A 22,004-nucleotide genomic window follows, 5' to 3' on the forward strand; every position below is an offset into this window, starting at 1 on the left:
TAATATAAAAAAACTATCTTAGCGTTAAGAAAAAGCTATATCCAGCCAATCATGGTATTTATGCAACAACTTGAAAATGTTGATACTACTAGCTTTTCGAAAAAATGTTTATTGTTGATATTGTCGTAACTCGGTGTAGTTGTCGGGGAATTGTCGGGAAGAAGTCGGGGAAAATTATAGAACTTTCTTGTCAAATAGATCGGTAACATTATGTGCTCGCTCTTCTTTGATGTGAGTATATTGTTTGGTTGTTTGAAGGCTTGCGTGTCCCAAGAAGTGCATGACATCTTCTGGTCTAGCTCCAGCAATGAGGGATTGAGTGGTAAAGAAGTGACGCATAATGTGTGGAGTGATATAGATGCCACATTCCTCACTTACTCGTTTAAAAATTTTGTTTAAAAAAGCAGGTCTTTCCAAATAGTATTTGTTATTCTTTATTCGGATGCTCAGGTAATCCTTTTCCTGCTCAACAATGACGTCTGCTTTCTTTTTGACTTGTTTTGCTGTTTCCATGATCCGTAACAACAGCTCACTGCCTCTGTCATTTAAAACGACGTAACGCACAGAACTTTCTGTTTTTGTTCTTCCAGCACCATCTTTTGTCCTGTTGGAACGAGAGTCTCTTATATTTAAGACTGCTCGATTATTCGAATCGAAAGTAACGTCCATGAACCTGATACCACAGACTTCCCCGCGTCTAAGTCCAAAAATAGTCAGGTAGACAAATGCAAAATGTGTGGTCGATAGTAATTCTTCTGCGGTTTTTATCCACGTTTGAAAATCATCGATTTTTAACTCTTTATTAAGAGGTTCTAACTCTGATTCCCCAAGATAAATACCAGACAATTTACCGAAAGAACTGAAAGATGCATCTTACAAGACCTATACGATTACAAACCGAATCGAGGGAGAAGCGAAACAGTTTGCTTTAAGGTTGAATGAGTTTTACTTTAAGCACCAAGGCAAAGGGAACGCTATTATCCAAGGTAAGCCTGGTATCGGCAAGAGCCATCTGTCTATCAGCATCGCCAGAAAACTGAATATGGATTGGCGGTCAATCTCTGAACCGAAGAGCGTGTTGTTCATCTCAGTGCCAAAAATGTTTCAACGTATCCAAGAGGGGTTTGGCTACAAAGACGGGACTAGTGCCCAACAGATGATTGACATGCTTACAAAAGCTGACTATCTCTTTTTGGACGATTTAGGAAAGGAATCGACATTTGGCAGACAAGCCAAGGAAGCGAACGACTGGAAGCAAAATATCCTCTATCAGATTTTAGACGAGCGTGACACAACCATCATCAACACCAATTTGACAGGGGAACAGATGCAGAAGGTGTATGACCGCTCACTCGTTAGCCGAATTATGAAAGGTGCGATGAACAATATCTTTAAGTATCCAGATAATGCGCAAAGCAGACGAGAATTACCGTTTTAGGAGGGACAATGCAAGAGAAATTAAAAATGATTGCTGACCACGAAGAAAAATACGGTCAGATAGGCGATGAGGTCAGAGGACTGTTATTGCAGCAGAAACACCACATTATCCAGAAGAAATTGGATGAGTGGGCCGGTTGGTCCGAGATTGGCGGAAAGGTGGAGTTTTGATGTTTGATTACGATACATGGTTAAGCACACCACCAGACCCACCAGTTAGCATCTGGGAGGTAGACGAAGACGAAGATAGCGCCTATGACGAATGGATAGATAATTTGTTGATGGGCTATAAGCAGTGAAAGAAAGACAAAAAATGATTGAATTAGTCAAACATTACGCTGACATCAACACGGAGGAATAATATGACAACAAATCAAGTAGTAACACACAAAAACTTTTTTAATGCCCCAAACGTTCAAAAATCATTTGATGACGTTTGGAAAGGTGCAGGGGTGCAATTCGCAACAAGTATCTTGTCTGTTATCCAAGGCAATTCATCGCTAAAATCTGCATCAAACGAATCGATCATGACATCAGCTATGAAAGCAGCGGTATTAAATTTGCCGATTGAACCAAGTTTAGGTCGTGCATACCTAGTTCCGTATAAAGGGCAGGTGCAATTCCAATTGGGTTATAAAGGTTTGATTGAATTGGCGCAACGCAGTGGCAAATACAAGAGTATCAATGCAGGACCGGTATACAAGAGCCAACTTGTATCTTATGACCCATTGTTTGAAGAGCTGACTCTTGACTTTACTCAACCACAAGATGAGGTTATCGGGTATTTTGCGAGCTTCAGCTTACTAAATGGTTTTAGAAAGTTGACTTATTGGACGAAAGCAGAAGTCGAGGCGCATGGCAAGAAGTTTTCTAAAACTTTCGGCAACGGACCTTGGAAAACAGATTTTGACGCCATGGCTCGCAAGACGGTGTTGAAACACATCTTGAGCATCTATGGTCCCTTGTCGGTGGAGATGCAAACAGGAATGCAGAGTGATGAAAGTGAGAATGACAATGCGCCACGAGACATCAAGACTGCTGAACCGGTCAATACAGACCAACAGTTGCTTGATGATTTGATGAATGTAGATATTGAAACAGGTGAAATCTTGGATGAACCAAGCGAGCTGAAAGATAATGGAGAGCTGGACTTGAAGTATGAAGACCCTAACGCAATGAGGCTTCTAGAACCTTCTATGATGAGTTCATTCCAGATGCTTACTACCATTCGATTTTTGATTTGCAGCAGCAGTCTGGTGTGGCGTTCGCATTTAACAGGATTGACCCAGAGGAAATCAGAGCTATCCAGCAAACTCCATGGCTGGGGGCGAACTACTCTGAAAGGATTTGGGGCAATACTCAAGCCTTAGCGAATGAACTACAAAAGCAATTAGCAGTCAGTCTGCTAACAGGTCGGTCAGCCCATGAGACGGCCGAGGTCATCAACGCCCAATTCGGAAAAGGTAGTTACAACTCACGCAGGTTGGTGCGGACAGAGGCCAGTCATTTCCATGCTGAGATGGAAGCTCTGGCGTATGAAGAAGCGGAAGTTGAGCGTTATAGACTTGTGGCTGTGTTGGACTTAAGGACATCTAGCGTCTGCAGGGAGCATGATGGAGAAGTCTACTTGGTCAGCGAAAGAGTTAAAGGGAAGAACTACCCGCCTTTACATCCTTGGTGTAGGACGGTCACTATAGCGCTAGATGATGATGAATGGTTAGCTAAAGCGACCAGAAGCGCCAGAGACCCAGTGACAGGCAAGACTATTCAAGTACCTGCCAATATGACGTATAAAGACTGGTATGAGAAATATGTGGATAAAACTACCGATTTGGTTGAAGACGGTTCGCAAAAGTTGTATAATCAGGATATGTTTACATTGGACTTGATGGCTAAGCAACGTTCTTTCACGGTAGGGGACGACATTAGAGTAAAAACAAAGAAATTGAATGGTACTGATTTTGATTTCTGGGCACAAGACAACACAAAGAAAATCAGGGATACTGTTTTCAATGTTCAGTCCAATCTTCAGGAGTTAAAGGATTATACGATACCAACCGTTGTTTTTCTTAAAAAGTCAAGGTTACCCGGTTTTGCAGGCTATGATTACAAGCAAGATATTTTGTTTGTGAGCGATACACTTCATTCGGAAAAGGAATTTGCTAAAGTCTTATCTGATAATTATTTTGCCGCTCAAAACATTAAAGGCACGATGATTCATGAGTTGACACACAAAAAGCACTGGGACTCTGCTAAAGCATTTTACAAAGCGCACAAAAAGCGTTATAATAGTGTTGAACGAGCAATGTCTGAATTAAATTCCCCTTTGGTGTCGTATGTCAAAGAACAATTGAAGCATGACTACAATTATCTTTATAACATCAGCGATAATGCAGCTATTGCATTTTACAACGATAACATCAATGAGTTGGTTGCTGAAGTTGGGGTATTGGGGGATAAAGTTGCAGACCCAAATCTGTTAAATAAAGTTAAGGAGGTACTATCATGGAAGTAATGGCTATGCCTAGCAAAGAAGTTTTGATTTTTACAAAACAAATCCGTCACTGGATCGTTGGCGATAAAACTATTTCAGGAAAGAAGCAGTTTATCTTCCGTGAAGATACTCCTCCTGAAATCTTAAAACTTTACCAAGATATAAAATCAAAACTAAACTTTGCTTACTAAACAATCAAGCGCCTAGAGAAATCTAAGTGCTTTTTTGTTGCAGAAAAACAGAAAGGAGGTCGCTATGAGCAAACGTATCAAGAAGAAACGCTGGTTCGAAATTAAGTTAGCTGAGTGTTTAGCTCGTGAGCATGTGCTTATGTCAGCTGTGACTGAGCAGAATGACAAGATTGTTGAGCAGGCAAAAGAAATCACTGAACTACGTTCCATTATCGAACGTAACGCCCAGGCTACTAATTCAAGGTTTGACAAAATCGAGAAGCAAGTGGCCAATAGTAATATTAAGAAACCGTTTTGGAAGCGGTAAGGAGGTGGCCACTCATCTTGACAGCAGGAAAGACTGCACTAATCACATAACTTAACCGTGTCGAATTCGATGCGGTTTTCTTTTGGTCCAAGCATTGAAGACGGTAAAAGCTATGGAAAAACAGTCGGGGACGACTTTAAAAATAGGAGGTTCGCAATGAACAAAGAAACACAAACAGTCGAAGCGGTCGAAGATGACAAACAGGTAGCAGCTGAACCTGAACAAGTCACAACAGACCCAAAAGACGAAAAGAAGTACACTGATGCCGATGTTGATGCTATCATCGACAAGAAATTCGCTAAATGGAAGGCAGAACAGGAAAAAGCTGAATCAGAAGCTAAGAAATTAGCCAAGATGAACGCCGAAGACAAGCAGAAGTACCAGCTTGATAAGCGTGAACAGGACCTTGCTGACCGTGAAGCAGAAATCACACGCCGAGAGCTAACCGCTGAAGCTAAGACGATTTTAAGCGAACGTGGCTTACCAATCGAGCTAGTAGACGTGGTTAATCTCGCAGACGCTGACAGTGTACGCGATTCCATCGATGCTATTCAAAAGACTTGGGAAGCAGCGGTCTTGAAAGGTGTTGCTGACAAGACCAAAGGAAGTGCACCGATGAAAAAAGCACCAGTGGAATCTGGCGAAATCACCAAAGAACAATTCAATCGCATGGGAGTACGGAGTCGAAATGAACTTTTTGAACGTGACCCAGAACTATATAGAAAGTTACGAGGATAATAAAATATGGCAACAGGAATGACAACAACCACACAGATGATTAACCCCGAAGTTATGGCAGATATGGTATCTTATAAGCTGCCTAAACTTATTAAATTTACACCACTTGCATATGTAGAAACAGCATTGGTGGGTGTTCCAGGGGATACTTTGACAGTACCTAAATGGACGTATTCTGGCGATGCTACCGAAATCACAGAGGGTCAGGCTATTCCAATCGACCAACTTGGCACAGATAAGACCACAATGACCATCAAGCAAGCCGGTAAAGCTATTGAAATTACAGATAAGGCAGCATTGGTAGGCCATGGCGATGTGTATAGCGAAGGTGCAAACCAAATCGCTCTTGCAATCGCAAACAAGGTAGATAACGACTTGGTTGCAGTCGCCAAAACAGCAACACAATACATTGCAGAAGCACCTACAACAGTAGACGCTATCGATAAAGCATTGACAATTTTTTCAGACGAAGAGGATTGTCGCTATGTTGCTCTTGTCAACCCTAAAGATGCAATCAAGTTGCGTGCAGATGCAGGCAAGACATGGTTAAAAGGTTCTGAGATTGGTGCAGATGTCGTTGTGTCTGGCACATTTGGCGAAGTTTCAGGAGTACAAATTGTCCGCACTAATAAGGTTGAAGAAGGGAAAGGCTTCCTTGTTAAAGTATCTCCGCTCCAAACGGATATGGACGATGATGCAAAATATGGAGCTTTTGTAATCAACCTTAAGCGAAACGTGCAAATCGAAAGTGACCGCGACATCTTGAAGAAAACAACAGTATATTCAGGAGATGAGTACTACGGTGTTTATCTGTACGACGACACTAAAGTCGTGAAATTCGGAGGGAATTCGTAATGGGGATGTTATTGCGCCGTCATTCGGAGGATAAACAAAACACAAATTTAGCCGACTTGACAACCAAAGAGCTGAAAGCCTTGGCTAAAGAGAAACACGTTGAAGGTTATTCCACAATGACCAAAGATGAATTGATGGAGGCCCTAAATGCGCTTTAAGGTATTAAAAGAGTTTACAGATGATGAGCTTGGTTTTGTTCATCGTGTTAACGATATCATCGAACTAACCAAGGAACGTCATGAGCAGATGAAGAAAAACGCTAAATTGCAAGATGTGAATTTGGCTGATTACATTGAAGAAATCAAGACCAAAGGAGCAGAAGCTCCTGCAAAATAGGGGGCGGATATGCTAGAAGATTTGAAAATATTGACAGGCGAGAGTGATTATAAAATCCTCTCGTCTTTGCTTTTGAGGGCGAAAAATATCATTTTGACTGAGACGAATCGAAGTCAGCTTACGCCAGCGCTTGAAGGAATGCAATTGGAAGTTGCGCTTGAGTTGTACAACCGTCAAGGTAGCGAGGGCGAAACATCACGAAGTGAAGGGGGCGTGTCTGTGTCTTATAAAGACGGGCTGTCAGATACTATTTTGAATGGTATTCGGAGCCATAGACTCGCAAGGGTGGCAGGTCGTGCGTTTGAAGCGAAACCGACTGAAACCATATATGATCCGTAAAGCTGTCATAGTGACGAGTGATGAGGGTATCAAGAAAGCTACTTATAGCGATGTTGCTACTGAGATACGGGCTGAGATATGGCCTGCTAGTGGTCGTTTACAAGCTGAGATATACGGTCAGAGATTGGCCTATATTTTGAATTGCTTGGTAGACCGTGAGACTCTTATTGATGAAGGCGATGGTTTTTGCATCGATAGCGATAAAGTAACCCATAAAGTCATATCTATAAAACGATATACAAACCATCAAGTCTTGGAGTTAGAACAATGTCGCGATTGATAGGTGCTGACAAGCTAATTGCAAAATTTAGACGATTATCAGGACAGCAGCAGACCGAAATCATGGCGAAAGCTGTACACAACACTGCCAAGAATGTTGTCCAAGCGGATGCAATTTTGCGGGCCCCTGCAAACAATGGTGATTTGCGAATAGGTATTGAAGTTCGGATGTCTAAGTCTGGGAATCCGAGAGCTGAAGTGGTCAGCACATCAGACCATGGCGGATTTGTTGAATTTGGTACAGGTCCCAAAGGTGCTGCAAACCACGCAGGTATTTCGCCAAATGTCAGCGTATCTTATCGCAGTACGCCTTGGTACGTCCATGAGTCTCAGATTGATGTTGGCCCTTATCGTTTTCAAAAGATTGGTGAGTTTTACAAGATGTTTGGTCAAGTTGCCCAACCTTATCTCTATCCAGCTCTCAAGGATAATGAAGAGCGAGTCACGAAGAACATCAATAGATTTGTCAAACGTAAGTTAATTGAAGAGGTCAGCAAATGATAAATATTAAGCCTATTATTTACAAGAAATTAAAAGAAGTTGCGGATAATGTGACAGATACTTACCCGCAAGATTGGGAGAATTTCCCGGTTATCATCTACTTGGAAGAGGAAAACAAGCCTTACGAGATTACAGATGATACAGAACAGATGTCCTATTTGCGGTATAAGGTCGATATTTTCCACAATGATAGTACCTCGGAATTAGCCGTAGCGATTGATGCGATTTTTGCATCTCTCGGGCTAAAACGTACATCCAGCGTGGATACACCCGACCCAACGCACTTACGACACAAAGTTATGCGATTTGAAGGGATTTTAGACTTAAATTCCCGAATCGTTTACCAATACAGAATGGAAGGATAAAACATGTTAGCAAACGGAATTAAATTGAAAATGAGCGAGACCAAGGGGTCTGGCTATACAGTTCTTGAAGGATTGAAAGAAGTACCAGAACTTGGTATTGACCCTGAAAAAGTCGAGAATACCACCCTTGCAGATACCATTAAGCAGTACGAATTTGGTATCGGTGACGCTGGTGAGTTGGAATACAAATTCAAGTATGAAAACTCCAAAACAACTTCTAGCTACCGCACTTTGCGCAAGTTGTCTGATTCAAAAGCTATCCGTCACTTTGAACAAGAGTACCCAGACGGGACTACTGTTCGTTTCTCAGCTCAGATTGCGGTCAAACTAGGTGGCGGCGGTGTCAACTCTGCCATTGAATTTACACTGAAATTGGCTCTGCAGTCAGATTTGGAATTCACTGACCCAGTAGCACTTTAAGGAGGTATAAATGTCAACACGTAAACCATATATCACTTGGACCGTCAAGGGAACAGACTATAAATTGCGTCTTAGCACTCGCCAAGCCTGTGAGGTTGAAGAAAAATTGGGTGTTAATTTGCTCAAGATTTTCATGCCCAAACCAGGCGAACAGTTCAATCTACCACCTTTGAAGGTCATGTTGTTGGTTGTTCAAGGTGCTTTGCAGAAGTTCCATCATGGCATCAAATTGGATGATGTCTATGACTTGTTCGATGATTACATTGACGAAGGCTATGGACAAACTGAATTGATGACCGATATCATCGTACCATTGTTTGAAGTATCGGGTTTTATTCCTCGGAACAAGGAGAAGGAAGAGCCGACGTTGACAGTAGTCGAGTAGGTTCTGGTCCTTGTTCGGTCGCAGAATTGATTAGCGGGTTTTATCCAACGGCATTAGATGCAGGGATAGACCCGTTTTCTTTTTGGGAATACACTCTTTTGGAATTGAAAGAGTTGGTTGAGAGTTACAACAGGCAACAATTCCAGAAGCAGAAGGAAATAGCTTCTCATCACTTTATTCAATCGCAGATGATAGCTCGCTTTGTTTCTCTGATGTTTCAGGAAAAAGGTGAGGCGCCAGACATTTGGGAGTTCTATCCTACTTTATTTGAAGAGGATAGGGCGCAGATTGAACAAGCTCGCATTGAGCGTGATTTGAAAATCCATCAGGAGCAGATGAGAGCTTACGCAGAGAGAATGAAAGGAAGGTTTACAACTTCCGAATAAGAAGGGAAGGAGGGAACTATGGCTGTTACATTAGAAGAGTTGAGAGTTATTGTTGAAGGTGAGATAGCACCGTTTCAGAAGAAGATGAAGCAGTTAGAATCTCAAATGAAACAGACTCAAAACAAAATTGAGAACAGCACAAAGGGGCTGAGAGCAGGCGTTACTAAGCAGGCGAACGGTATCGCTTCGGCTTTAGCTGGTCTAGGGAAAATCGCTGCTTTGGCTTATCTAGGACAAAAAATGGTCCAGCTAGGCATGTATTCTACCCAGATGGCTCTTGAAGTCAGTGCTTCAGTCAATCAAATCAAACGACAGATGGGCGAAAGTTCCCAAGCATTTTTAAAATGGATTGATAACAACGCCAACGCTATGAACATGAGCGTCGGTGAAGCTACTAAGTATGGAGCGGTCTATTCCAACCTGTTTTCCAACTTTATCAAGGATTCTAACAAGCTGAGCGCTTATACAGGTAAGATGTTACAGACATCCGCTGTGATTGCGCAAGGTAGCGGACGGACCATGACCGATGTTATGGAGCGTATTCGTTCGGGTTTGTTGGGGAATACAGAAGCGATTGAAGACCTCGGAATAAATGTAGGTGTTGCTATGATTGAGTCCACAAACGCATTCAAACGTTTTGCGAATGGACAGTCTTGGCAACAATTAGACTACAACACCCAGCAACAAATCCGCTTGATGGCGATTTTGGAGCAAGCGACAGCCAAGTACGGCGATACTCTTCAGCAGACTGTGAATGGGCGTATTAGCTTGTTTAAATCGTTATTGAGTGATGCAGCATTAAACATCGGTAATGCTATGTTGCCGATTATCAACGCTATGATGCCTGTACTTAATTCCTTTGCCATGGTTCTGAAAAACGTCACTGCCAAGCTCGCTGAGTTTATTGGTTTGATGTTCAACAAAAAGGCTAAGGTGAAAAACGGCAGTGCTTTGGGCAATGTCGCCCAAGGAGCGCAAAAAGCCAACGACGCCGTTGGTGATTTGGGTGACGCAATGGGTGGTGTCGATGATGCTTCCGGAGGCACCGCAGGCAATCTAGACGATACTGCCAAATCAGCTAAGAAGGCAGCAAAAGAGCTGATGGGCTTAGCTGGTTTTGATGAAATTACTACTCTGAATCTAAACAAAGACGATGGTTCGGATGGTTCTGGTTCTGGCTCTGGAAGCCCTGGTGGCGGCGGAGGCGGAGGAAGAGGCGGAAAAGGTGGTAAAGGTGGCGGAGGTCCTGCTGATATCTTGCCTGAAATCGCTCTTGAAGACATGGACACCCAATTCAAAAGTATTTTTGATGGGTGGGACAAAGTGTTAAAACCTCTTTTTGATTATTTGTCTAAATTATCCAATCTCTTTAAAGACGGCTTTAACATGTCGTTCAGAGCTGATAGTCTTGACCGCTTCAAAAATGCTTTGATCGGTATCTGGCAATCTCTAAAAGATATTTTTGCAGACGGAACCGTTTTACAAGCAGCCGCAAGATTCGGTGAGAAATTGGCATTTGCTTTAGGTCAAACAGCGGGCGCTGTGGCTAATATCATTATGGGCATTGCTGTTTTTATTGCAGAGAGTTTAAATAAATCACTAAACGACACCAAACTGGATATAAAAGGTTGGCTGATACGTCAGTTCGATATAGCAGGCGATGCAGTCGCAAGCATTGGAAATATCGCTCAAATGCTCGGTCAAACGTTTTATGACGTATTTACAAGTGCAGCTGCGACAAATATCGGTGCAGATATTCTTTCAGCGATAACCTATGGGACAATGGGGATTGTTGAACTTGGTTTGAAATTAGGGCGCGATATACTAAGCGGTATAGAACAAGCGCTAGTTGATAACCAAGATAAAATAACTACCGCTTTAAATGGATTGCTTTCTGCCTTTGAGCCTACTTTCGAATCTATCAAAAACCTATTCAAAAATACGTTTGAAGAATTAAACCAGACCTACGATGAGCATGTAAAACCGTTCTTTGATTCATTCAATGAAGGCTTTAACACTCTATTCGGAACCTTACTAGATAGCTGGAACAATGATGTTCAACCGGTGGTAGATGGTATCGGAGAGAAGTTTGCTGGATTATTTGACAATCATATCCAACCATTTGTTGATAACTTTTTATATGCATTCGGTCAGATTGTGGATGTTCTAAAACTGGTATGGGAAGCTATCTTAGTACCGCTATTCGATTGGATAGCTGCGAACATTTTGCCTGTCCTTGTCCCGACATTCCAGACATTAGCTGACTGGTTTGTCCAAGCCTGGACTGTGGTTTTCGATGTTTTGGGAGCTGTTTTGAAAATCCTTGGCGGAATCATCGAGTTCCTGGTCGGTGTATTCACTGGTGATTGGGAAAAAGCTTGGAATGGAATTGTTCAGATTGCTAAAGGAATCTGGGAAATGTTGTCTTCTATTTTCATGTTTGTTTGGGATGCAATAGTTTCCTTTTTGAAAGGTGTTTGGGATACCATTGTTGCCATTTTACAGGCTGGATGGGATGCTATTGTACGTATCTTCCAAGGTATAGGCCAATGGTTTACAGCAAGATGGAAAGAGGTGGAAAACATCTTCTCCAACGTCGGTAACTGGTTTGGCCAAAAGTTTTCCGAGGCTTGGAACGGCATTACAAATGCATTTAGCAATGTGGTAGGTTTCTTCCGTGGCATCTACGATAATATTGTAAGTTGGTTCAGCAACATCGGTGGTGCGGTAGCTACTGCTGTTTCGGGAGCCTTCCGCTATGCTATGAATGGTGTTTTCGCAACTATCGAGAATGCTGTCAATGGTTTTATAGGGATGATAAATGGCGTCATCGGCTTGATCAACAAAGTCCCTGGTGTTAGACTTGGCAGAATCGGAACGGTTTCTCTTCCTCGTCTTGCCCGTGGTGGCATCGTGGATAGCCCAACGGTTGCCATGATTGGTGAAGCAGGTAAAGAGGTGGTTATGCCATTGGAAAATACAGGCTTCTTACAAACCATGGGCCGTGTTGTCGGGGGTGCAGTCGTTAACGCTTTAGGCGGAGGTCTACCGCAATCATCCAGTTTGCCTGGCGGGGATATCGTCATCAATATCGGCAGCCGAGAATTCGGACGTTTTGCGATTGATGAGATAAATAAAGCGCAAGCACAAGCTGGCGAATTGCTGTTAAACATTTAGGAGGTAAACATGAGTCAATTGATTATCAATGGAGTTACAGTTGTACCTCCTAAAACTTTTCAAGTTTCTGTCAATGATGTAGACGGAGAAACCGGGCGAAACGCTAATGGCGACATGGTCAGGGACAGAATTACAACCAAGCGCAAATTGGAATGTGACTGGGGGATGTTGACACAGGCTGAGATGGCACAGATTCAAAACGCTGTTCAGCCTGTATTTTTTGAAGTGTCTTACCCAGACCCTATACTTGGGCAGACGTCCAAAACATTTTATGTTGGTGATAGGACTGCGCCTGCGTATTCATTTACTGAAAAATTCAAACCCTGGAGCGGTTTAAAATTTAGTTTAATAGAGAGGTAAGGTGGTTGGTACGGTAACATTTAATCAAGCCATGTTAGCTAAAGATAGGGTGTTTGCTATTCGTGCAGGCGCCTATACATCTAGCGACATCAAAGAAGCGAGTTTCAATTATGGCTATATCAGTGGTGACACGTTTAAGCCAGGTGGAACCGTTGCTGGCTCAGCGAAGTTGATATTTACATCTATCATTACTACTTTTAACAAGTTGGATAAGATTTATCCAGAAATTGGGCTCTTGGTAGGCGATAGTTATGAATGGGTCGCCATGGGTGAGTATTTTGTCAATGACATCAGCATTGACCGCAACAGGAATACCACGGAATTGGACTTGATGGACGGCATGTTCAAGCTGAATCAGCCCTATATTTCTGATTTGACTTATCCTGCGCAGATTCGGGATGTTATTCGTGAGATTTGTGTAAAGACAGGAATAGAGCTAGAGACGGATAATCTAGGTCTTAAAGCTATCCAGAGACACATCGAAGCGAAAGCAGATAAAAAAGACATTACTTTTCGAGAAGTGTTAAGCCAAGCGATTCAGTTACTTGGCTTTTCTGCTTTTTTCAACCGCAAAGGGAAGCTTGAAGTCCGTGGCCTGACAGAATCAAGAATCACTGTTACTGCTGATAATTACTTTTTGCATGGATTGACCAAGAGTGAAATCCAATATCAGATTGCTGGTATTACTTGTAAGAAAGACAAGGAAACGCTGACAGTAGGTTTACGAACTGGACGTTCATTGGAGCTTGAAAATAGCTTCATGAACCAGAATCTACTGGATGAATTGTATTATGAGCTGAAAGACATCAAGTATTACCCGTTTTCGCTTGATTGGCAAGGGCATTTGAAGCTAGATGTCGGTCAATGGGTAACGCTCAAGACAAACAAAAACGAGACCTACAAAGTCCTTGTTCTGAGTCAATCTTTCAGTTTCAAGGGCGGTCTTAAGTCTAAGATTAGCGCAGACAGTAAGGCTGGGAATGACACTCAGTATAGCTACAAAGGTTTTTTGACCAAGCAAATTGAGCAGATGTCTACCCAAATCGATGCTGAAATACAGCAACAGTTGGAGTATGCCAATGCGGAATTTGACCGAAAAACGGAAGAATACAAAAAGGAACTTGACGACGGCATTGAAAAATCAAAAGCAGAAGCGGAAGCCTATGCGGATACTATCAAGCAAGAAATTGCTGGCCGTGTAGAGGAGTTGGATAGGCAATTCCAGGCCAACCAACAAGAGCAGGATAGGCAAATCGAGGAGAGTTTGCGTAAAGCTGGCGCTTCAACGGATTTAGCTAATGCGGCAAAAACAATTGCAGAAAGCGCACAAGCGAATATTGAGCAAACCAGGGCTGCACTGACAAATTTGGTCAATCAGTCAACTACAAAAGTCAATCAGATGGAGCAGTCTGTAGACACACTTCGGACGGATGTTGCGTCGCAAGCTAGGACATTATTGGCACAGGCGCAGGCTCAGACGGATTTGAGCAATCGTGTGACCACAGTTGAAAATATGGCAGATGGGACGAGGTCAACAGTCTCAGAGCTGTCGCGCACCATGAATGAGGCTACTCAAAACATTGCTAGCGTGACCAATAGGACGCGGACGGTTGAAGATAGCCTAAGTCAAACGAGAACCCAATATGAGAACCTGACTCAGACCGTAAATAGTCAGATAGGGCAGATTGATAGTATCAGTCGTAAGACTGCTGACTTGCAAAGCGGTATAGATGGTGTGACAGAGCGGTTCGAGAGTTTGCAGGTTGGGGGACGAAACTATTTTAGAGGATATGAATTTAACGAGGAAATAGCATTGCCTGCTTACCAGAGTGTCGGTAGTTTTATTCAATTCTACAATAAGTTGACCTATCCTCTGCCAGAAGCTAATGAGAAAACATTTACAATCTCATTCGAAGCTATTTCTCCAAACGGTGACACTATTTTACAGGTTTACAATACAAATGGAAATCCTCAGTATTTTTATTTCAACGCATACACTATTGGAACGGCTACGAATGCTTGGAAGAAATTCAAAGTTACCGTTAACCCCACCACTCGAACTACGTATATCTCCTCAACTAACTCAAATAAGTTAGAAATTTATGCTCCATCTAAAACTGGAGTTAAGCTTAGAAATATCAAAGTTGAATTAGGCACAGTTGCTACTGACTGGACTGCTGCTGAAGAAGACCTCCGCTCCGAAATCGCAACATATAAGCGCACTGCCGAGGAATCCAGTGCGGAACTATCCCGGCAAATCCAACTGGTCGATGGCAAGGCAGTCGAAGCTAAGACCTACGCTCAGCAGACGGCTGATACAATCAAGACAAGGCTGGAGAGCCTGGAAACCTACAAAAATGAAGAAGGTACACGAGCTAGTCAATATCTGACGGCTAGTCGTACCGAAACTGCCAAGCAGATAACTGCTGAACGCACCACAATATCAGAAAATTATGTGGCTAAGTCCACCTTCGAGGAAAATGCCAGAGGTGTGACCCAGCGGTTCGATAGCCTACAATCTTACGCAGATACCAAAATCGCTGAATACAAGAACACAGTTGATGGTCAGTTCGTGAACCTACAAACTCAAGTAAATGGTAAGGCGAACCAGAGCGATTTCCAACGTGTTCAGACGACTTCGCAGCTCTATGAGCGTATTATCGGGTCTACTGAGGATATGGTCAAAGAAAAAGTGGCACGCATGGTTATGGCTGACAGCTTGTTTCAGACAGAAGTTGGTAAAGTGAATTCAAATGCCGAATTACTATCAAGAGTTGTAGATGGTTTAAGCATTACGACAAATCCTACATTTGATTCAGATACAAATGGAATCATTGTGTACAACAATGCCGGGAATGGTGCTGTTGTAGTAACTAAGCAATCAAATGTAGGGTCAAGTCAGCCGAACGGGAAACCGCATAGGCTCATGATTACACATACTGGCGCTGCTAGCCCTGACTTAGGCGGATTCTATAGCGTATCATGGTCGTACAGGGCCAACACCGAGTACGCGGTTGACTTTGTTGCTATGTTACCTGTTGGTTACAGGCTGGACCTTGCTAGCAACTATCTAGGGATTGGCGGTGAGAAGAAGTGGTTAACTCCAAACATTGGTACTGGAAAATGGGAAAGGTATGTAGGTTACTATAAACTTGGTCCTAATTTCGGCGCATCTCCGTTAGCGTTTATCTTTGTCAGCGGTCCACAACCAAGTGCAACAAGACCATTAACATGGTACGTTCAATCATTTGATATTTTAGATATATCAAACTCTGGGTCGCAAGCTCTCGCTACAAGAATGACTCAACTAGCTGGTTCCTGGGCTGTACAAAATCTAACCAGTGCAGGTACAATGCTCAACCAGTTCAATCTGCTTGCTGATGGTACCAACAGGATCGATGGACGATTGACTCATATCACTGGCCAGACATTGATTGATGACGCCGCAATTACAGATGCCAAAATCGCAAGCCTAGACGCTGGCAAGATTACTAGCGGCTATATTAGTGCAGAACGATTGGACGCAAAGAGTATTACCGCCGCAAAATTAAAAGTCGACCAAGCATTTTTTGATGCATTAGCAGCGAACAGGCTTCTTGTGAAAGATTTCTTTGCAAAAGATGCTGTTGTAAAAAGTATCCAAGCTGTAACCTTATCTGCTACGCAGATAGAGAGTGGTATTTTAAAAGCGTTTAACGAACGCACTACATTAGATTTGCTTACGGGTAAATTAACGTTTAATGATGGCAGTCCATCCATCGAATTCAATAGTGATGCATCCGCCATTCGTCGTGTGACAAACGGTCAGTCACAATTTATCAAATTTAAATCGTACTTATTAGGAACTCAAACAACGATAGGCGCAAACCGTAAGGCAAATGACGAGTCCATCGGTACTGCTGATTTTACAGGTATCCAAATTCAATCGCGGGCTGGCGGTGTGCTCAGCCTTATTGACAAAGTATATGTTTGTGCCGATGAATTTGTAGTGGATGGCGGTGGTACTCAATTTGATGGGTTTGAATTTAAAAACCGAGAGGCTATCTTCCCACAATCATCCGGCATGCTTAACCTTGGTCGATTAGGTAACAGATGGAAAAATGTCTATGCATTTGATTATTATGTTGGCCAGAACGCTGTCAGCTTAAAAGAATTTTTAGATGCTGTCCGAGCATGTTTCCAACAAATTGCATATGGTGGTATGACTCAGACAACGTACACACTTATACAGAGTAAACTTTCGAGCACATTCAACAAAATTCAATAGGAGAAGTATATGCAACAAGAATATATTGAAACTGCCTTGCGCATGTCTTTAGAAGACACTTCCAAACGTTTATCAGAGGAGATGACGGTGAAAAATATTTTATCTCTACAGCTTGCGACGGCTAGAGAATATATCACTGAATTGGAAACAAAAAACAAGGAACTAACCCAGCAACTGGACGAAGCTACTAAACCAGAAGAAATCATTGAAGGAGAATAACCATGACACTTGAAGTTAAAAAAATGACAACATTGGTCGGTAATTTAAAAATCGGTGAAGAAATCGCTAAAACATACAATGTGAACATTGATGAAAATGGCGTTTCTACCGTTTCTGAATGGGTACAAAACCCAACGCTCTATAGTGCAAATCGTCTAGAAATGCGCAAGCAGGAAGCAGCGTTTAGGGAAAAGCGCTACGAGCTCGAGGATGCCATTCTTGCTGAATTGGCAGAAACGGAAGTCAAATGACAGCACACGAACCAAATATCATCATCCAAATCATTACCGCTATCACGCCGATTGCTGGCCCATTTCTGACCACGGTCGGCGGTATTGTGATAGCCAAGATAGGGTCTAATGCAAAAAATGAATTGACCACCATCAATGCCCGCTTGACAACCTTGCAGAAGACGGCAGATGATAATCAGACAGATTTAAAAGATGTCAAAAATGAGATGGACAGTCTTAAAAGCAGCAGTCGTAGCAGTCGGCGCTATACGCTCTACAAGGATTTGTACACAGCCATTGAACGTGGTTGGACCACACTTGAGGAGCGTAGAGAGATTGCTAAGCTCTTTGAGTGTTACAAGATTTTGGGTGGTAATGGAGAGATTGAGGCCATGTACGGCATTTATTGCGAATTACCGCTAGAAAAGGAGTAGATACATGAATAAAATCAATTGGGGTGTACGATTGCGCAATGGGACATTTTGGTGGACCTTGGTGCCGTTGATGGTACTATTGGCGCAACAATTAGGTTTTAATTGGGTTCCAGAAAATTGGGAAGCTGTTTTTGGCACTGTCATGTCCATTCTAACAGTTGTTGGTATCATCAATGACCCGACAACTGACGGGATTGCGGATAGTGAGCAAGCCATGCATTACTATGAGCCTAAGGTGGACAGACATGGAAAAGCTTAAATTAGTCATCTGTGTATTTGCTTTGGTAGTGCTAGCGCCCATTGCTTTTGTACTCAGTCCATTTTTAGATAGAAAGGATGTAGAAAATGACAACAGCGAATGAAGCCGTCAAGTTTGTTACCGACCTGGCCAATCGTGGTGCAGGCGTGAACTTTGACGGAGCATATGGCATGCAATGTGTAGACTTGCCAAATTGGATTTGCGGAAAATTCTTTGGCAAACCCTTATGGGGCAATGCCATTGATTTGTTGGATTCGGCTGAACAAGTTGGCTTCGAGGTTCATCGGTTGCCGACGTCAGCCCGTCCACGACCTGGCGCGGTCTTTGTCAAAGATTATGTAGCAGGGGATGGGGTTAATTATGGTCATACTGGTGTTATTATCGGCGTGGATGGTGATATTGCCCAGACCGTAGAACAAAACTTAGCAGGCAATCTCTATGTTGGTAGTCCAGCCCAGTATGCTAGCCAACGAATTAGCCAATTGGTGGGTTGGTTTTATCCACCGTATGAAGCAGAAGTAGAACAACCAGAAGAAAAGAAAGTAGAGGAACAAGATATGTTTACAATTTCAGCACCAGGACGCGGAATCGCATTAGTAGCAGGCGGTACGTTTTACGCTTTGCTTGACGCAAAAGACCCTGTCGCATTTTGGGACAAGGGTGTGCCGCATATGCAAATCTCACAAGCGACGTTTGACAATTTCCAACACAAATCAAATCTAGACCGCTTAGACGATGAGACGGTAAATAAATTGATTAAAGGCTTGAAATAAGGCCTTTTTGGAGGTCCTATGGCTAATAAAACAACATTATCATGGGTCAATGGCTCAATTATCAAGCAAGGCGATACCTCGTCTGTCTTTAAGCTTAAGCTTAGGACGGATGATAAAAAGCGCCTGAATGGGCCTGCAAAGGTCCAACTCATCCACAGTTCTAAGGGCATGACTGAGTTTGAAGCAGAAGTGGTGGACAACATTGTTAGTTTCCGACTTGAAAAAGCTTTGCCTGTTGGGAGTTATGTGGTAGAGATTGAACATGCCGGCTATGTGTTTCCGTCTACTGATTCGGTCATTCTGACAGTCAATGAGAATCTGGGTGAGTATGCGTCGGGTGAAGCGATTGAGCTTTATGGCTTGAAAAATATTGTCAAAGAGTATGTAGAGCAGGAGCAGGATATTCCTGACCTGCTCATGTTTTATAATTTAGGAAAGATTTGAGGTAAGAAATGAGTACAAGTAAATTAACGGCATTTGCCCAAGCGGTCGGAACGGACATCAAAGAGCTCAAGCAGGCTTTGGGTGATAAAGTAACAAATGAGGTCTTGACACAAGCGATTGAACAAGCCAAAACGGCGCTAAAATCGGATATCTTGGGTGAGGGTGTGCCTGAGCAACTGGACACGCTCAAGGAGATTGCCCAAGCTATTTCTGCCATGAATGGCGAGGCTGAGCAGGCCGTTGTCCAGAAGATTGCCGAGCTTGGTCAGAAGGTGGATGCGATCGCCAATCTGGATTTGGTTGCCGTCTACACTGCTGCTAAAGCCTAGGAGTAGCTTATGGACAATTTTACTCAATTTGCCCAAGCAGTCGGGTCAGACATGAAGGTAATCAAGGCAGAGCTGAGAAAACCTACTGCCCGCTTTCTGGTTGGCCCTGGTCGTCCGGATAAGCCAGAAACGACGTCAGGGGTTATCACCGGTAGCGAAACAAGTGGCACGGTCTATATGTCCACGGATGGAGCTGATGTCGGTGCTTGGGAGTGGGTTAAGCGTGGCACGGTTTGGGTCGTTACTAATGCGGATACTGGTTGGCGTAAGATTACCACTCCTGGCTTGACAGCAGGCTATTTGACATTCCGGCGGATTAACAATCAGTGTATGGTCAATGCGACTGGCGGCCGCTGGGGGACTGTGACTTTGCTTCGTCCAGAAAACAATACAGACGGCTATCGATTTGCGAATGGTTCTTTGCGACTACTGAAAGTTGGAGAAGTGCCGGTAGGTTTCCGGAGTTCTGTATCACTCTTCCTGCCCATCGCCCATGATGGGAAGGTCCTAGACGGTACAATATACTTGGCAGGCACAGGCGACAACAACTGGCTTGGAATACACAATTATAAGGACATTATGCAGTCAGCTGGTGCAGCCATGCGCTTGCCAATGCTGACCTATATCAGTGATGAGCCTTGGCCAGAGGTTTTGCCAGGTGTTAAGATGTAAGAAGCCCCCAGCGTTTGCTGGGCTTTTTTGTTTGCGAAGATTTTTCTTGACAAAATATAGGGATGTGTGGAATAATTAAGGTGGTTAAAAGACAGATGAATTTCCATCTACCTCCTTTCTAACCGTCTCGGCTTTATCTGTGGTGACACAGACATATAGCGAAGCGCTCTATATGGCTTGGCAGAGCTTTAAAACTGTTCCCTGGTGATAAGCCTAAGAAGCACTAAGGGGAGTTAGTGATTTGCCACCACTAATCGGTAACCTGAGCAAGGGTTGAAACTTGCTCAGCGCTTTTTTATTTTATAATGGAGTCTTGTGTGGAATTAAAAGAGCTTGTAGAAGATTATCGTAAAAATTTTGTCGGAAAATCATGTCAAGTTTCCACTAATTATAGTGACTTAACAAACCTCATTGTACATTTTCAAGCGACAGATTTATACCATCTTTTCGGTTTGCACAAAATAACAAGCGACTATGCTAGTCAGACTTTGGCGCAAATTGAAAGTGGAAAATTTAATTTGTCCGATTTTAAGGGTTTGCCAAGTTATAGAGAAGTGACTCGCAGAATTGCCTTATACTCGTTTATTGCTGATATCTTTGTGAAGCAGGCAACGGAATTTTGCGTCATTAGAAAAGATTTGTCAAGGAATAGCATGAATCTTGACTTGGTTTTCTTTGAGGGAGATAATCGTAATGTAAAGGTTTTAGGTTTAAGAAGAGATAAGAGCGGAATTTATAGATTGGTTACACTCCATGAATCTTCAGCTAGAAAATATGCTAGAGTTAGAAAAACAAAAATAACAGGTATAGTTTGGTTGTAGCCCCTCAGCGATTGCTGGAGGCTTTTTTTCGCGCTTGAGATAATCTCAAGATAGTCTCAAGATAGCTCAAGATACAGTAGGAAACAGTAGGATACAGTAGATTTGCGGTAGATTTTCAACCGAATTTACTTGGAAAATAACTTCGGTGTATTATTGACAAAATCACAAATTGGCAATAATGGTTGCGAGATTTGATTTCTATTTTGACAAAACGGGCAAAATGACGTTTTTGCGGACATAAAAAAGACCTTGTCCAGAGGTCGGGGAATAGTCGGGGAGTTGTAACTATAAACACCTATATAATAAGTAAAAAAACTATCTTAGCGATAGTCTTTTTTAATAGACAGGCACCTCAACGATACGGCTGTCAGTCTTCTCCGCCTGAACTTTTCCATGGTAAAACTCCGTCAGGCTAGCCAAAGTTTCTTCCAAATGTTCCTTATCCACAAAAATCATGGTTGAAACTTCTGTTGTGAACTGGGTGTCAAACTCTTCTAGACCTCGATCCGCACGCCAATTGGCAAATTCTTGGTACTGGGCATAGGACATGGTGATGGAAATTCCTTCCTGTTCCTTGACTTCTACAACCCCAATTTCTTTGACAGCACTAGCAACTGCACCAGCGTAGGCGCGAATTAGACCGCCAGCACCTAACTTGATACCACCAAAATAGCGAGTAACCACCGTTGCGACATTGGTCAGTTGGTGATTTTCTAAAACAGTTAGCATGGGTACTCCAGCAGTTCCTGATGGTTCTCCGTCATCTGAGGAACGCTTGATTTCCATATTTTCTCCGAGGACAAAGGCAGAGCAGTTATGGGTGGCCTTGTAATGTTCTTTTTTGATCTTGTTGATAAAGTCGCGAGCCTCTTCCTCACTAGTCACTCGTTTCATAAAACAGATAAAACGAGATTTCTTAATTTCTTCTTCAACAATACCGTCTTCTTTAATCGTCTTAAATTCTTTCATAAGCAAATTGTACTAAT

The 22,004-nt window shown here is 42.8% G+C and carries 30 protein-coding genes; 28 read left to right on the forward strand and 2 right to left on the reverse strand.

The window, feature by feature from the left end:
• Positions 1–174: 174 nt before the first annotated feature.
• Positions 175–846 carry a site-specific integrase gene (locus PW220_RS02120; protein WP_248055900.1) on the reverse strand — a complete coding sequence of 224 codons (672 nt, stop codon included), beginning with the start codon at positions 844–846 and terminating at the stop codon, positions 175–177.
• 88 nt (positions 847–934) lie between these two features.
• On the opposite strand from PW220_RS02120, the gene PW220_RS02125 reads away from it, so the two are divergent.
• From PW220_RS02125 to PW220_RS02260, 28 genes are all read left to right on the forward strand, one after another.
• Positions 935–1,438 (forward strand): ATP-binding protein, encoded by a 504-nt coding sequence (locus tag PW220_RS02125; RefSeq protein ID WP_248055899.1) that lies wholly within the window; start codon positions 935–937, stop codon positions 1,436–1,438.
• 8 nt (positions 1,439–1,446) lie between these two features.
• The gene (locus PW220_RS02130) at positions 1,447–1,608 is read left to right on the forward strand and encodes a hypothetical protein (protein WP_153308479.1); all 162 of its coding nucleotides are present in this window, start codon (positions 1,447–1,449) and stop codon (positions 1,606–1,608) included.
• A gap of 191 nt (positions 1,609–1,799) precedes the next feature.
• The gene (locus PW220_RS02135) at positions 1,800–2,807 is read left to right on the forward strand and encodes a recombinase RecT (RefSeq protein WP_248055898.1); all 1,008 of its coding nucleotides are present in this window, start codon (positions 1,800–1,802) and stop codon (positions 2,805–2,807) included.
• On the forward strand, positions 2,696–3,952 hold the full coding sequence (locus PW220_RS02140; protein ID WP_248055897.1) for a minor capsid protein: 1,257 nt from the start codon (positions 2,696–2,698) through the stop codon (positions 3,950–3,952). The genes PW220_RS02135 and PW220_RS02140 overlap by 112 nt, the downstream gene beginning before the upstream one ends.
• A complete protein-coding gene (locus PW220_RS02145; RefSeq protein WP_024398001.1) occupies positions 3,943–4,122 on the forward strand; it encodes a hypothetical protein in 180 nt (59 codons plus the stop codon). Before PW220_RS02140 ends, PW220_RS02145 begins: the two co-directional genes overlap by 10 nt.
• Before the next feature lie 64 nt (positions 4,123–4,186).
• Entirely contained in the window at positions 4,187–4,429 is a 243-nt protein-coding gene (locus tag PW220_RS02150) for a hypothetical protein (protein ID WP_172050229.1), read from the forward strand.
• 156 nt (positions 4,430–4,585) lie between these two features.
• Positions 4,586–5,167 carry a DUF4355 domain-containing protein gene (locus PW220_RS02155; protein ID WP_248055896.1) on the forward strand — a complete coding sequence of 194 codons (582 nt, stop codon included), beginning with the start codon at positions 4,586–4,588 and terminating at the stop codon, positions 5,165–5,167.
• Between the two features lie 6 nt (positions 5,168–5,173).
• Entirely contained in the window at positions 5,174–6,022 is an 849-nt protein-coding gene (locus tag PW220_RS02160; RefSeq protein WP_004195070.1) for a N4-gp56 family major capsid protein, read from the forward strand.
• Positions 6,022–6,180: a Rho termination factor N-terminal domain-containing protein gene (locus tag PW220_RS02165; RefSeq protein WP_079269425.1), complete on the forward strand. Its 159-nt coding sequence runs from the start codon at positions 6,022–6,024 to the stop codon at positions 6,178–6,180. The genes PW220_RS02160 and PW220_RS02165 overlap by 1 nt, the downstream gene beginning before the upstream one ends.
• Positions 6,170–6,358 carry a hypothetical protein gene (locus PW220_RS02170; protein WP_024390560.1) on the forward strand — a complete coding sequence of 63 codons (189 nt, stop codon included), beginning with the start codon at positions 6,170–6,172 and terminating at the stop codon, positions 6,356–6,358. The genes PW220_RS02165 and PW220_RS02170 overlap by 11 nt, the downstream gene beginning before the upstream one ends.
• 9 nt (positions 6,359–6,367) lie before the next feature.
• Positions 6,368–6,697, forward strand: coding sequence for a phage head-tail connector protein (locus PW220_RS02175; protein WP_248055894.1), 330 nt, complete (start codon positions 6,368–6,370; stop codon positions 6,695–6,697).
• 267 nt (positions 6,698–6,964) lie between these two features.
• Positions 6,965–7,477, forward strand: a complete 513-nt coding sequence (locus tag PW220_RS02180; RefSeq protein ID WP_248055892.1) for an HK97-gp10 family putative phage morphogenesis protein — start codon at positions 6,965–6,967, stop codon at positions 7,475–7,477.
• Positions 7,474–7,842: a hypothetical protein gene (locus tag PW220_RS02185; protein WP_002936856.1), complete on the forward strand. Its 369-nt coding sequence runs from the start codon at positions 7,474–7,476 to the stop codon at positions 7,840–7,842. The genes PW220_RS02180 and PW220_RS02185 overlap by 4 nt, the downstream gene beginning before the upstream one ends.
• A 3-nt stretch (positions 7,843–7,845) precedes the next feature.
• Positions 7,846–8,262, forward strand: coding sequence for a phage tail tube protein (locus PW220_RS02190; RefSeq protein ID WP_222366095.1), 417 nt, complete (start codon positions 7,846–7,848; stop codon positions 8,260–8,262).
• A 10-nt stretch (positions 8,263–8,272) separates the two neighbouring features.
• Entirely contained in the window at positions 8,273–8,647 is a 375-nt protein-coding gene (locus tag PW220_RS02195) for a DUF6096 family protein (protein ID WP_248055891.1), read from the forward strand.
• Positions 8,648–8,745: 98 nt separating this feature from the next.
• A complete protein-coding gene (locus PW220_RS02200) occupies positions 8,746–9,033 on the forward strand; it encodes a hypothetical protein (protein ID WP_225624613.1) in 288 nt (95 codons plus the stop codon).
• 18 nt (positions 9,034–9,051) lie between these two features.
• Positions 9,052–12,210, forward strand: a complete 3,159-nt coding sequence (locus PW220_RS02205) for a hypothetical protein (RefSeq protein WP_248055890.1) — start codon at positions 9,052–9,054, stop codon at positions 12,208–12,210.
• 9 nt (positions 12,211–12,219) lie between these two features.
• Entirely contained in the window at positions 12,220–12,570 is a 351-nt protein-coding gene (locus tag PW220_RS02210) for a DUF6711 family protein (RefSeq protein ID WP_248043860.1), read from the forward strand.
• Between the two features lie 31 nt (positions 12,571–12,601).
• Complete coding sequence (locus PW220_RS02215; RefSeq protein ID WP_412766258.1) at positions 12,602–16,837, forward strand: gp58-like family protein; 4,236 nt, start codon at positions 12,602–12,604, stop codon at positions 16,835–16,837.
• Between the two features lie 9 nt (positions 16,838–16,846).
• Positions 16,847–17,056, forward strand: coding sequence for a hypothetical protein (locus tag PW220_RS02220; protein WP_248055888.1), 210 nt, complete (start codon positions 16,847–16,849; stop codon positions 17,054–17,056).
• 2 nt (positions 17,057–17,058) lie between these two features.
• Positions 17,059–17,307: a hypothetical protein gene (locus PW220_RS02225; protein WP_248055887.1), complete on the forward strand. Its 249-nt coding sequence runs from the start codon at positions 17,059–17,061 to the stop codon at positions 17,305–17,307.
• On the forward strand, positions 17,304–17,720 hold the full coding sequence (locus PW220_RS02230; RefSeq protein WP_248055886.1) for a hypothetical protein: 417 nt from the start codon (positions 17,304–17,306) through the stop codon (positions 17,718–17,720). Before PW220_RS02225 ends, PW220_RS02230 begins: the two co-directional genes overlap by 4 nt.
• Before the next feature lie 4 nt (positions 17,721–17,724).
• On the forward strand, positions 17,725–17,979 hold the full coding sequence (locus tag PW220_RS02235; RefSeq protein WP_248043855.1) for a phage holin: 255 nt from the start codon (positions 17,725–17,727) through the stop codon (positions 17,977–17,979).
• A gap of 86 nt (positions 17,980–18,065) precedes the next feature.
• A complete protein-coding gene (locus PW220_RS02240; protein WP_248055885.1) occupies positions 18,066–18,752 on the forward strand; it encodes a CHAP domain-containing protein in 687 nt (228 codons plus the stop codon).
• A gap of 18 nt (positions 18,753–18,770) precedes the next feature.
• Positions 18,771–19,196, forward strand: a complete 426-nt coding sequence (locus PW220_RS02245) for a hypothetical protein (protein ID WP_248055884.1) — start codon at positions 18,771–18,773, stop codon at positions 19,194–19,196.
• Between the two features lie 8 nt (positions 19,197–19,204).
• Positions 19,205–19,525 carry a hypothetical protein gene (locus PW220_RS02250; protein WP_248044537.1) on the forward strand — a complete coding sequence of 107 codons (321 nt, stop codon included), beginning with the start codon at positions 19,205–19,207 and terminating at the stop codon, positions 19,523–19,525.
• A 9-nt stretch (positions 19,526–19,534) separates the two neighbouring features.
• Positions 19,535–20,197 (forward strand): hypothetical protein, encoded by a 663-nt coding sequence (locus tag PW220_RS02255; RefSeq protein ID WP_248055883.1) that lies wholly within the window; start codon positions 19,535–19,537, stop codon positions 20,195–20,197.
• A gap of 317 nt (positions 20,198–20,514) precedes the next feature.
• Complete coding sequence (locus PW220_RS02260) at positions 20,515–21,018, forward strand: PBECR4 domain-containing protein (RefSeq protein WP_248055882.1); 504 nt, start codon at positions 20,515–20,517, stop codon at positions 21,016–21,018.
• 336 nt (positions 21,019–21,354) lie between these two features.
• Here the strand turns inward: PW220_RS02260 and PW220_RS02265 are convergent, their stop codons facing one another.
• Entirely contained in the window at positions 21,355–21,987 is a 633-nt protein-coding gene (locus tag PW220_RS02265) for a YigZ family protein (protein ID WP_172082949.1), read from the reverse strand.
• Positions 21,988–22,004: the final 17 nt, after the last annotated feature.

Source organism: Streptococcus sp. 29892 (assembly GCF_032594935.1).
Classification (GTDB): domain Bacteria; phylum Bacillota; class Bacilli; order Lactobacillales; family Streptococcaceae; genus Streptococcus; species Streptococcus hyiners.

Bases quoted from the DNA above. Each gene is read 5' to 3' on its own strand.
- PW220_RS02130 (WP_153308479.1), top strand. From the start codon at position 1,447: ATGCAAGAGAAATTAAAAATGATTGCTGACCACGAAGAAAAATACGGT.
- PW220_RS02135 (WP_248055898.1), top strand. From the start codon at position 1,800: ATGACAACAAATCAAGTAGTAACACACAAAAACTTTTTTAATGCCCCA.
- PW220_RS02145 (WP_024398001.1), top strand. From the start codon at position 3,943: ATGGAAGTAATGGCTATGCCTAGCAAAGAAGTTTTGATTTTTACAAAA.
- PW220_RS02150 (WP_172050229.1), top strand. From the start codon at position 4,187: ATGAGCAAACGTATCAAGAAGAAACGCTGGTTCGAAATTAAGTTAGCT.
- PW220_RS02155 (WP_248055896.1), top strand. From the start codon at position 4,586: ATGAACAAAGAAACACAAACAGTCGAAGCGGTCGAAGATGACAAACAG.
- PW220_RS02160 (WP_004195070.1), top strand. From the start codon at position 5,174: ATGGCAACAGGAATGACAACAACCACACAGATGATTAACCCCGAAGTT.
- PW220_RS02165 (WP_079269425.1), top strand. From the start codon at position 6,022: ATGGGGATGTTATTGCGCCGTCATTCGGAGGATAAACAAAACACAAAT.
- PW220_RS02170 (WP_024390560.1), top strand. From the start codon at position 6,170: ATGCGCTTTAAGGTATTAAAAGAGTTTACAGATGATGAGCTTGGTTTT.
- PW220_RS02175 (WP_248055894.1), top strand. From the start codon at position 6,368: ATGCTAGAAGATTTGAAAATATTGACAGGCGAGAGTGATTATAAAATC.
- PW220_RS02180 (WP_248055892.1), top strand. From the start codon at position 6,965: ATGTCGCGATTGATAGGTGCTGACAAGCTAATTGCAAAATTTAGACGA.
- PW220_RS02185 (WP_002936856.1), top strand. From the start codon at position 7,474: ATGATAAATATTAAGCCTATTATTTACAAGAAATTAAAAGAAGTTGCG.
- PW220_RS02190 (WP_222366095.1), top strand. From the start codon at position 7,846: ATGTTAGCAAACGGAATTAAATTGAAAATGAGCGAGACCAAGGGGTCT.
- PW220_RS02195 (WP_248055891.1), top strand. From the start codon at position 8,273: ATGTCAACACGTAAACCATATATCACTTGGACCGTCAAGGGAACAGAC.
- PW220_RS02205 (WP_248055890.1), top strand. From the start codon at position 9,052: ATGGCTGTTACATTAGAAGAGTTGAGAGTTATTGTTGAAGGTGAGATA.
- PW220_RS02210 (WP_248043860.1), top strand. From the start codon at position 12,220: ATGAGTCAATTGATTATCAATGGAGTTACAGTTGTACCTCCTAAAACT.
- PW220_RS02215 (WP_412766258.1), top strand. From the start codon at position 12,602: ATGTTAGCTAAAGATAGGGTGTTTGCTATTCGTGCAGGCGCCTATACA.
- PW220_RS02220 (WP_248055888.1), top strand. From the start codon at position 16,847: ATGCAACAAGAATATATTGAAACTGCCTTGCGCATGTCTTTAGAAGAC.
- PW220_RS02225 (WP_248055887.1), top strand. From the start codon at position 17,059: ATGACACTTGAAGTTAAAAAAATGACAACATTGGTCGGTAATTTAAAA.
- PW220_RS02230 (WP_248055886.1), top strand. From the start codon at position 17,304: ATGACAGCACACGAACCAAATATCATCATCCAAATCATTACCGCTATC.
- PW220_RS02235 (WP_248043855.1), top strand. From the start codon at position 17,725: ATGAATAAAATCAATTGGGGTGTACGATTGCGCAATGGGACATTTTGG.
- PW220_RS02240 (WP_248055885.1), top strand. From the start codon at position 18,066: ATGACAACAGCGAATGAAGCCGTCAAGTTTGTTACCGACCTGGCCAAT.
- PW220_RS02245 (WP_248055884.1), top strand. From the start codon at position 18,771: ATGGCTAATAAAACAACATTATCATGGGTCAATGGCTCAATTATCAAG.
- PW220_RS02250 (WP_248044537.1), top strand. From the start codon at position 19,205: ATGAGTACAAGTAAATTAACGGCATTTGCCCAAGCGGTCGGAACGGAC.
- PW220_RS02255 (WP_248055883.1), top strand. From the start codon at position 19,535: ATGGACAATTTTACTCAATTTGCCCAAGCAGTCGGGTCAGACATGAAG.
- PW220_RS02265 (WP_172082949.1), bottom strand. From the start codon at position 21,987: ATGAAAGAATTTAAGACGATTAAAGAAGACGGTATTGTTGAAGAAGAA.